This is a genomic window from Micromonospora sp. (assembly GCF_048594385.1).
In the GTDB taxonomy this organism is placed as follows: Bacteria; Actinomycetota; Actinomycetes; order Mycobacteriales; family Micromonosporaceae; genus Micromonospora; species Micromonospora wenchangensis.
This window is the reverse complement of record NZ_JBMDWU010000565.1, coordinates 1-9,862: the sequence shown is the minus strand read 5'-3', so window position 1 is coordinate 9,862 and position 9,862 is coordinate 1. Positions and strand designations below refer to the sequence as shown.

Annotated in this window: 9 protein-coding genes; 8 read left to right on the top strand and 1 reads right to left on the bottom strand. The window is 74.5% G+C overall.

Annotation, left to right across the window (positions count from 1 at the left end; translation table 11 throughout):
• The first annotated feature begins 206 nt into the window (after window positions 1-206).
• From ACOJTC_RS29905 to ACOJTC_RS29880, 6 genes are all read left to right on the top strand, one after another.
• Window positions 207-4,379, top strand: a complete 4,173-nt coding sequence (locus ACOJTC_RS29905) for a hypothetical protein (RefSeq protein ID WP_420119386.1) — start codon at window positions 207-209, stop codon at window positions 4,377-4,379.
• A gap of 59 nt (window positions 4,380-4,438) precedes the next feature.
• Window positions 4,439-5,149, top strand: coding sequence for a hypothetical protein (locus ACOJTC_RS29900; protein ID WP_420119385.1), 711 nt, complete (start codon window positions 4,439-4,441; stop codon window positions 5,147-5,149).
• Window positions 5,150-5,169: 20 nt separating this feature from the next.
• On the top strand, window positions 5,170-5,832 hold the full coding sequence (locus ACOJTC_RS29895) for a hypothetical protein (RefSeq protein ID WP_420119384.1): 663 nt from the start codon (window positions 5,170-5,172) through the stop codon (window positions 5,830-5,832).
• 99 nt (window positions 5,833-5,931) lie between these two features.
• Window positions 5,932-6,162, top strand: coding sequence for a hypothetical protein (locus ACOJTC_RS29890; protein ID WP_357929746.1), 231 nt, complete (start codon window positions 5,932-5,934; stop codon window positions 6,160-6,162).
• Window positions 6,159-6,719: a hypothetical protein gene (locus ACOJTC_RS29885; RefSeq protein ID WP_420119383.1), complete on the top strand. Its 561-nt coding sequence runs from the start codon at window positions 6,159-6,161 to the stop codon at window positions 6,717-6,719. The genes ACOJTC_RS29890 and ACOJTC_RS29885 overlap by 4 nt, the downstream gene beginning before the upstream one ends.
• Entirely contained in the window at window positions 6,716-7,264 is a 549-nt protein-coding gene (locus ACOJTC_RS29880) for a hypothetical protein (protein WP_420119382.1), read from the top strand. Before ACOJTC_RS29885 ends, ACOJTC_RS29880 begins: the two co-directional genes overlap by 4 nt.
• A 20-nt stretch (window positions 7,265-7,284) precedes the next feature.
• Here the strand turns inward: ACOJTC_RS29880 and ACOJTC_RS29875 are convergent, their stop codons facing one another.
• Window positions 7,285-7,755, bottom strand: a complete 471-nt coding sequence (locus ACOJTC_RS29875; RefSeq protein WP_420119381.1) for a hypothetical protein — start codon at window positions 7,753-7,755, stop codon at window positions 7,285-7,287.
• Window positions 7,756-7,883: 128 nt separating this feature from the next.
• Here ACOJTC_RS29875 and ACOJTC_RS29870 point away from each other — a divergent pair, with 128 nt between their 5' ends.
• Window positions 7,884-8,819, top strand: coding sequence for an SseB family protein (locus ACOJTC_RS29870; protein WP_420119380.1), 936 nt, complete (start codon window positions 7,884-7,886; stop codon window positions 8,817-8,819).
• On the top strand, window positions 8,816-9,862 hold a 1,047-nt coding region (locus ACOJTC_RS29865; RefSeq protein WP_420119379.1), incomplete at its 3' end, for an SMI1/KNR4 family protein. The genes ACOJTC_RS29870 and ACOJTC_RS29865, both read left to right, overlap by 4 nt.

Below are 9,862 nucleotides of genomic sequence, written 5' to 3'. Positions count from 1 at the left end.
GGGGAGCGGCACCCCGGCCGGTCACCCCCGAAGCGGGGACGCCGCGACCGGGTGGACCGGGCGAGGGGACCGTCGGATCGTGGTCGGCTCCGGGGCGGGCCGCGGACCACCGGACGTGGGCACCGGAACCGGGGCCGGGCTGGCCCGCTCCGGAGCCGGCCCCTTCGGCGGGCCAACCGGGTACGGGGCGCGGGGCGGCCGACGCGGTGGCCCCGGATGGACGGACCCTGCTCGCGCTGACCGAGCGCCGGTGCGTCGTCGACGAGCTGCGGGCGGCGACCGACCCGATCGACCAGGCCCGGCTCCGGGAAGACCTCCACCGGCTCGACGCCGACCTGGCCCGACGCGGCTACCCCGTGCACGAGCTGGAGCAGGTGCCGCAGGCGGACGGGGCGACACCGGCCGACGGGCGGGAGTCCACCCGCAACGACGAGATCTGGTCCGACCCGCCGTGGCGGCGGGAGGACCGGCGTCCCTCGCTCGACGAGCTGATCCCCGGCAGCCGGGAGGAGGCCGACGCCTGGGGTGACGCCGTCCGCCGGGAGTTCGCCGACCAGCTCGACGGACGCGAGTTCGCCGGGCTGCGCATCCGGGTGGAACTGGACGATCCGTACAGCGTCAGTGTGCACCGCAACGAGGTCGTCGTCCGGGCCGCCGTGCACGATCCGGACGGCGTGCCCGTCGGTCGGGTGGTGCGGTCCTTCCACCGCGACCACGACGGCAGCCTCTTCGTCGAACACGTCTCGCTGAAGCTCAGCGAACGGGTCCAGGGGCAGGGCTTCGCCCGGGAGTGGAACGGCCACCTCACCGACTGGTACCGGTACTCCGGCGTCGAACGGGTCGAGGTGCACGCCGCCTCCACCGTCGGCGGCTACGCGTGGGCGCGCGACGGATTCGACTGGGCGCCGAACACCGGGCACCGGGCCGAGGGCGTGCTCGACCGGCTCCGACATGAGCTGCGTGCGGTGGACGTCGACATCGCGCTGGCCCGGCGGGCAGCCGACGGCGACGGCCCCGTCGACGTCGACCGGCTCCGGGCACGCTACGGCACCAGCGACCCGGAGCAGGTGCTCACCGAGGCGTACCGGCAGCGGGAGGCGGGACGGGAGATCCTGGACCGGGCCCGCAGCCACCCCTTCGGCAGCGGCCGGTACCCGACGCCGTTCGAGATCAGCCAGGCCGGCTGGGGGGAGCAGCACCGGGGGCGGGACGCCTCCTGGATCGGCAAGCGGGCCCTGCTCGGCGCCGACTGGAAGGGCGTCAAGTCGATCAGCGACACCGGCCCGCTGCACCCCCGGTCGGCGTACACCGCCGGGCTGCCCCGGGTGCCCGACCCGTCGGCGATCCACGGACTGCTCCGCGGGGACGGCCCTGCGCCGGTCACCGCCGCCCGGGTGCCCGACGCGCAGTTCCACGGGTACGGCCGGGAGGTGGCTGCGCCGGAACTGGTACGTCGACTCGGCGACGAGGCGTTGCGCCTGCTGATGGACCGGTTGCCGGCGGACGGCACCCTGCGCGGCGTACGGCTGGACCTGACCGCCGTGCCGGCGGACGCCCTGCCCGACGGCGCGGTGGCCCGGTCGGTGCCGGTCGACGCGGACGGCCGGGACCTGCCGCACGGCACCGTGCCACCGGAGGGGGGCGGCTGGCGGATCGAGCTGTCCGACCGGGCTGCCGACATCAACGTGGCGCGGGCCGTCGCCCACGAGGCGGCCGAGTTGGCGGCGATCAGGCAGCGGGCCGCCGGTGGGCTGGACCCGTTCGCGCCGGATGCTCTCACCCCGGGCGTGCCGGCCGACGGCATCGGTCCCAGCCCGCACGACCTGGGCCGGCTGGCCGAGGTGGAGGTGCTGGCCGACCTGCTGCGCGACCCGGCGCAGGCGACGTACGCCCGCGTCGAACTGCGGGCCCTGCGCGACCATCTCGGCCTGCATCCGGACGATCCGGGGGCGGCGGCCCGGCTGAGGCTGCTCGACGGGCGGCTCAGCGACGCCGGCCGGGACGCGCTGCTGGGTCGGGAGGGCCCACCGGACGGGCGTGCCGGTCCCTCCGGCGGCGGCCCGTCGGGGCGTGCCCGCGACGGCGACCTGCTGCCGCCGGAGGCGGTTGACCTGTCGAAGCCCGCGGGTGACCTGGCCCCGGCGACCTATCCGGCCCGGGTCAGTCGGGTGCCGTTCGAGTTCGCGCGGTTCCTGCACGATCCCCGCTGGTCCACGGAGGCGACCCGGTTCGAGCAGCGGTTGGGGGCGCACTACTTCCGCGACCCGCAGGTGCAGGACACGGTACGCACGGCGCTGACCCGGATGCGGGACATCCTGGTGGCACTGACCGGGCCGGCGCACCCGGGGGAGACCCGCGCCGAGGTGGTCGCCCGGGTGGAGAGCGCCTTCTTCCGGGACGACGCGCCCGACAGCGCCGGTCAGGTGGGCACCTCGGTCAGCTTCGACCGGCTGCTCGCCGAGGGTAACCTCCGGGAGACGATGACCGCCTTCTACAACGCGGCCTACTGCAACTGGAAGAACCCGTACACCCTGTCCCACGCGCTGCTGTCGGTGCTCGACGAGGGGCGGTGGGAGCAGGCCCGGGACGCGGGCGTCGACGTGGCGGCGGTCCGTCGGATGGGCGACCTGCTCGACGGTACGGTGAACCGGCTGATGCCGGACCCACTGCGGGACAGGCTGAAGTTCGGCCGGGACTTCTTCGCCACCGGCAACGTGGCGAGGAACTCGGAGCACGGCATCCGGGACCTGGCCGAGATGACGGCGAGTCAGTCCCCCCGCCGGCCCCGCTCGGATGACGAACAGCTGGCCCTGGCCAACACCCCCGACCACTATGCCCGGCTGGGGACTCCGCTCGGTCGGCTCGAACGGGCGTACGTCGACCAGGTGAACCGGGAGAGGTCCGGCGTTCCGCTCGGCGACCACGGCCTGCTGCCGTGGCGTGAGGGGGTGACCGCGCACGACACCGACCATGGGCCGTGGGCCCGCTGGGTGGGTCGGGACGGCTTCCCGGTCATCGACGGGGTCTCCGGCACCACCGCCCGGATGCTCACTGCCGCCCGGTTCGTGGGGCTCGACGGCCTGCAGACCGAGCGGTTCCTGAGCGGCCTGATGGGCTGGATGCTGCCGGCCCGGGACCATTCGCTCTTCGAGATCCTGCGCGGAGCGGAGATCGCCGGTATCAGGCGGGTGGAGCTGCGCCCGCCCGACAGCCGCCTGACGGCGGTGGACCTCTACCGCAGCCTGCCCGACGTCGATCTGCCCACGCTGCGGGCCGAGGTGACGGTGGACGGGCTCTTCCCTCACGAGGCCCGTTACCTGGATCATGCCGTCGACCCGCACGGTTTCTCGGAGACCCGGCACAAGGTCCCGGCGATCGCGGACCGGCTGTGGCCCCAACTGGACAGCGGCCAGGTGCGTGACGCCGACCTCGCCGGTTGGCTGCGGCGCAACGGCATCGACCCGGCCGACACGGCAGCCGTGCGCAGTCTGGGTCAGCGGCTGTCGAAGCCCCACGTCATGGCGCTGGCGGTCTACACCCGACACAGCCACTACCTGATCAACAACGTGATTCGTACCCACCTGTTCACCGGTGGGGTGGCGGAGCGGCCGACGAAGGAGGTGTTCGACCGGAAGGTCGACGAACTCGTCCGGAACTACCTGGGCAATATCGCTGCCGGCACCAAGGCGTTGCCGTTGCCGTTGCTGCTCCGTTCGGTGGTACACGAGGGGGCGGGTCACCTCACCGCACGCTCGCCGCTCAGCGACCCGGCCGCGCGGTGGGTGCAGGCGCAACGGCGGATGGCGGCGGCCAGGCAGCGGGCGCGGGAACAGCCGGGCGCCCAGAGCGCCGTCGAGCGGGTCCGGGCCGCCCAGGCGCTCGACAGGGCCTGGGACGACCTCACCGGTCGGCTCCGCTCGGTGTCACCCCGGTTGTTCGATGAGGTGCGGTGGCACGCTGACATGGTGCACGACGCGATGATGCAGTTGCCGGCCGTCGGTGGTCCGGACCGGCCGGTGGTCGCCTACCGCGGTGACTGGATCACCCCGGTGTACTCCCCGATCTACGGCAACTCGTGGCTGCCGACCGGTAGGGCGCGGGAGTTCCTCAGCGTCAGTCGCCGCCTCGACGTGGCGGTACGGTTCATGGCCGAGAACCCTGCCTCGGGCGGGAGAATCCTGGTGGTCTACCGGCTCACCGGGCAGCAGGCCCGCGACATATCGGTGTTCTCGTCCTTCGCCGTCGATGAGGAGGCGGTCTTCCCCCCACGCTCGCGGATGCGTCGCACGTCCGATCCTGACCTCGAGGAACAGGTACGGGCCCGGTTGCCTCCCGAGTTCCAGGACAACTGCACGATAATCATCATGGAAGAGATCTGACAGTGATCGATAGTCCTGTATGGGATGAGGCGGACGACCTCTTCGCCGCCGTACACCGCATGCTGTTGCGGCTGGCGGGGCGGTTCCCGGACGAAGTGGTGACCCAGCTGCGAAAACTCCTCGGCGACGGGGATCTGCGGCACCTTCCGGATGCGGTGTCGGTGGCGACGGTGCAGTACGCCGTACCGATCTCCGCTGCGGACCGGGAGCTGCTGGGCCGGGTCCTGCGCACGCTGGATGTGCCGGGGGGCGAGCCCCAGTTGTACGACGAGGTGCCGGTCTCCGAGGAGACGCCGTCGGCGGACGCCTTCCGTTTCCTGCCGGCGCGGGCAGCGGTCGTCGAGCGCGCCGGGAACCGGCTGCCGAACCCGTTGGACCTGACCGGTGTCGACCCGGAGGACCCCACCGGGTTGCCGGCCCGGCTCGGTCACCTCGCTGATCTGGCCTACGAGCTGACCGACTGGCCCGACACCCGGTTCGTGGTGAGTGTTTCCCGTCATCCCGGTGTCCGGGGTATCTGGCGGGCGTGGCGGTCGACGGCTGACGGCCCACCGGTGGAGCGGCGGGTCTGCCTTGCCGAGTTGAGCCCTGGGATGCGGGCCTGGGACATCACCTACGATGCTCAGCGCGCCCTCGCCGAGGAGGATGAGGAGGCGCCACAGGTGGAGACCTTCTGGGCCGGTGAACCGCTGCCGCCGTACCAGCGGGCGGCGCTGGCGGGCGCGGCCCTGCTGTGGACGCCTGTACCACCCGGCCCGGGCCCGGGGTGACACCGACAGGGAGGTTGCTGGTGGACACGGAGCGGACGACCGAGGCGCTCCAGCGGTACGTGCTGGAGCCGGGCGAATCCACCGAGCGGGTGTGGGTCGGTCCGGAGTCGGTGACCGTGCGGACCGCCCACTTCCGCTACCTGGCCCGCCCGGCGCGGTGGGCGGTCGCCGACGAGGAGTGGGTGGCCGACGCGGTCCGGGTGGTGGCCGCGCGGCAGCCGATATTCGTCACCCATGCCCTGCTCCTCACCGCGTCGGGCGGGACGCTGCATCTCAACCGGCCCGAGGTGATGGGTGAACTGGGTCGCCGGGTGGGAGCCGGGCTGGACCCGCTGGCCTACGCGGAGCTGTTCGGTGAGTTGTATTCGGCGTGGGAGATCGACGGCCCGGTGGTACGCCCCTTCTCGGTGACCGAGGGCACCCACGCCGGTTGGCTGGTCCGCGACCCCGACCACTTCACCCGGGTGCTGGCGGTGCCGGACGCTCCGGCGGTGACGCCCCCGACGTTCGTGCCGGACCCGGACGGGGGCTGGACCCTGCGGTTCTTCTCGCACAACCATTACCTGTTGGAGATCCGCTCCGCGGTCGATGTGTACCGGTGGACGGTGACGGGCGGGCCGGACCGGGCGGCGACCTGGGCCCGGGAGACCGTCGCCGAGCGGGTGGAGCGTCCGCTGCCGTGACGGGTGGTGGTGCGGCCAATCGGCCAGGAGAGACCAGCCACGGTCACTGGTCCGGGCGAGCGGTTCGCCCGCCGGGGGCCGGTGTCCGGAGGTGACCCGATGGCGATGAACGTCGATCCGGAGCGGCAACGTCGGCTGCGGGAGTTGGCCGAACTACACGCCCGGTGGCAGGCAACACACCGGGTGGACGACGTCGACTTCACCCCCGAGGGTGCCGACTCGGCACAGCGCCGGTCGCCGTCGGCGCAGGCGCAGCGCGAGTACATGCGCCAGGCCCGGGAGATCATGGGTCTCGACCCGGACACCGGCCACTACCGGGACGCCGAATGAGCCTGCTGCCCGCCGTCCGGAGCCGGGACGAGGCCGACCTCTACCTGGAGCTGCATCCGTGTGCCCGGTGCGGGTCGATGGAGGCCGCCTGGACCGGGACGGCGACGGCGCAGGGGAGCCGACCGGCCTACCGGTACTCCGGTCGCTGCGCCGAGTGCCAGGAGCAGCGCGAGTTCGTCTTCGCCCTGCCCGACGGACGGACGGCACCCGCCGACGCCGGCCCGCACCCCACCACCCGGTTCGGCGGTCCGCAGCCTTCCGCCCTGCTCGACCCCGGTGAGTGGCTGCTCGTCGCCGACTGGTGCGGCCAGGCGGCAGAGGTGGCCGAGCGGGAGGGTGACGACGCCGAGGCGGCGGACCTGCGCTGGACGGCCGTGGCCGCGTTGGAGGAGATCGGCAAGTTCCTGCCCGACGGCGGCGATGCGGTGCCGGAGGCGGCGTTCTGGTCGACCCGGGGACGGACGGTCTACCACCGGGAACCGGGACGGTTCCGCCGCCGCCGCATCGAGGTCGTCCGGGACTTCCACCTGGACCACATGCCGTGGAGCCCGTCGTGACCCCGCTGGCCGCGCGTTCCCTCCACGAGGCACACCTCTACATGGACCTGCAACCGTGCGGCTGCGGGCAGGGACACTTCCCGCGCGCCTCCACCGTGCTCACCCTGCCCGACGGCGACCTGGCCCGCCGCTACACCGGCGGGTGCCAGGGGTGCGGCACGCCCCGGGAGTTCCTGTTCCGGCTGCCCGCCGGGCCCGTCGAGGTCGAGGAGGGCTTCCGGTACGGCGGCCCGGAGCCGTCCCGGCTGATCGACGCCGGGGAGTGGCTGTGGGTGGCCGAGCAGCACGCCCGGGGGGTGCCGGCCGGGGCGCGGACCCTGCCGGAGGCGGACCGTCGGCGCTGCCGGTCCCGCCTGACCGCCGCCGTCGCCGCGCTCGACGAGGTGATGAAGTTCGTGCCGCCCGGCGGGGCCCGGGTGCCGTTCACGGCGGTCTGGACGCCGCTGGGCCGCACGGTCTACCAGCGGGAACCGGGCCGGTTCCGGGCAAGTCGGCTGGTCGCGGTGCGGTCGGCGTACGTGGGGGCGCTGCGCCGCCTGGGCTGAGCCGTCGGGGGTGGACGCGGTCAGTCGGCGGCGCCGCCCGACCGCTGCGCGGGGGTGGCGGCCCCGCCGGCCGGTGCGGTGGCCGACAGGTTCGCCTCGCACGTGGGGGAGATGCTGCTCTGGTCCTGCACGAGCCGGTCGCCGAACAGGATCGTGCAGTGCAACGTCGGGATCCCGCCGGCGTACGCCAACCGCTCGTCGACCCCCGGGCGGACCTGCGGCGTCGCCGACACCCACACCCGTTCGACGTCGGGATAGCGCAGGGTCACCGCGTGGGACCAGGCCCAGGTCAGGCTGGTGGCGGACTGTGTCTCCAACCTGCTGTGCCCCCAGGTGACCGCCATCCCGAACAGCCCGCCCCCGCCGCCGACCACCTCGACGGTGAGCGTGACCACGCGCTCCACCGGGGCCGGTGCGGGGGTGGGCGACGGGGCGGCGGAACAACCGGCCACAGTGGCGGCCAGGGCGGCGACCGCGACGACACGTCGCATGGAACCTCCTGCGGAACGTCGGCGGACGGCGACCGGCCCGTAGCCTAGCGTGCGCCCGCGGCGGGTCCCGCCCGCCGACGGGACATCGCTAGGCTCAGGTCGGCACCGGGCAGGGAGGGAGACCCGTCGTGGACGAGTCGTGGCAGCCGGCCAACGACACCGAACGGGCGTTGCTGCGCGCGGCGCGCGACGACGACCGCATCGGGTTCTTCCGGATCCTCACCCGGGCCGAGCTGTTCCTCCCGCAGTTGCGCGACGACGACCCGGCCGACGGCGGCCAGCGGTTCGTCACGATGGACCTCTTCGGAGCGCCGTTCCTGCCCGTCTTCACCTCGCTGGAGGCGATGGCGTCGCAGGTCGCCGGGGTCGCCGACGCCTACACCGTGACCGGGTACGACGAGCTGTGCGAGCGGTGGCCGGTGGCCGGCTGGCGGCTGGCGGTCAACCCGGGCACCCCGCTGGACGCGTACCTGCCGGTGGCGGCGGTCCGGGCGGCGGCGGACGGTGAGCTGACCGTGCCCGCCGGGGCGGAGCTGCTCACCGAGCTGGCCGAGGCGGCGGCCGACGACGAGATCGCCGCCGCGACGGCCGACGGGCCGGACGACCCGGCGACCGCGCTCGCCCCACCGGCCCCCGCCCCCGGCCCGGCGGACGGGCCGGACACCGCCGCGCTGCTGCTCGACGCGGCCGAGCGCGGTGACTCCACCGGCTACCTGGACGCGCTGCTCGACGCGCTGGTGGTGCTCCCCACCGCCGCCCCGGTGCCCGACCCGGCCCGGCTGGTCGACCCCGACTTCCCGTGGCGTGCGGTCGGTGCGGGGGAGACGCCGGTGATCGAGGTGTTCACCTCCCCGGAGCGCTTCGCGCGGGCTTATCCGGACGGCACGCCGAGCCTGCGGGCCACGATGGCCGCCGTGCTCACCGTCTGGCCGCCGGGGCATGCCCTGGCCGTCGACCCGGACTCCCCGGCCGGCGTCACCGTCCCCGCCGACCAGGTCCCGTTCCTCCTGCTCTGGCCCACCCCCGACGAGACCGTCCCCGGCCCGCACGGGCGGGGCCGGTGAGCGGGGCCGGGCTCATCCCCGCAGCCCGGTACGCCTTCGGGGTGGCCCACCCGGCCGCGCCGATGCTGCGGGTCCGCTACCGGCAGGGGGTGCCGGTCGACCCGTACGGCTTTCCCGACTGGACGCCGTACGCGCGGGCGGTCGTCGAGCTGCCGCCGCTGCCGCCGGGCATCGGGGTGGACGAGGCCCGGGTGCTGGACGTGCTCACCGCCAACCTGACGGTGCCGGACCCGGCGGATCCGCAGGCGTCGGGGCGTACCCCGGCGGGGTGGGTCTGGGCGCACCTGGCGCGCAGCCGGCGGGTCGCGCTGGTGCCGGCGGAACTGCACGCGGCACTGCGGCACCTCGGTGGGGTGAGCACCGGCGACGCCGACCACCGGCGGCGCGGCCTGCCGGTGGACACCGCCACCCCGCCGCCGCTGCGGTTCGCCGAGCGGCTCACCCCGCAGGCGGTGGCCCGCGTCGAGCAGCGGCTCGGCGGCACCCTGCCAGCCGGCTACCGGGACTTCCTGGCCCGCACCAACGGCGGCTGGCCGGACTGGCCGGCCGTGCACCCCCGGTTCGGGTTCGTGGTCGACCAGCCGCTGTTCGGCGTGGTCCGGGCCGACTGGATGCAGGACCTGTGCCACGCCAACGCCTGGTTCACCGACCGGTTCACCGCCGACTTCCTGGCCGTCGGGCACGTACAGGGCGGCCTGCTCGCCGTCCGGGTGGCCGGCGGCGACGAGGGATCGGTCTGGTACTGGGACGACGACGACCCCCGGGCCCGCGACGACGACACCGCCGCCGACGTGGCCGACCGGCTGCTGCACCGCTGCGCCGACAGCTTCGGCGTCTTCTGGCACGCCCTGCGCGCGGTGCCCGGGTCGCTGCGTGAGCTGGCCGTCGACGCGGTGGCCGGTGGCCGGGTCGCCCTGGTCGACGACGAGCGCACCGGGTGGGCGCTGCCGCCCGCCGGGCGGCGGCGGGGGGCGGGAGGACGGGACGGCGGACCAGCTGACGGGGGCCCGGCCGGGGCGGCGCGAGCGGGTCGTCCTGGGCGG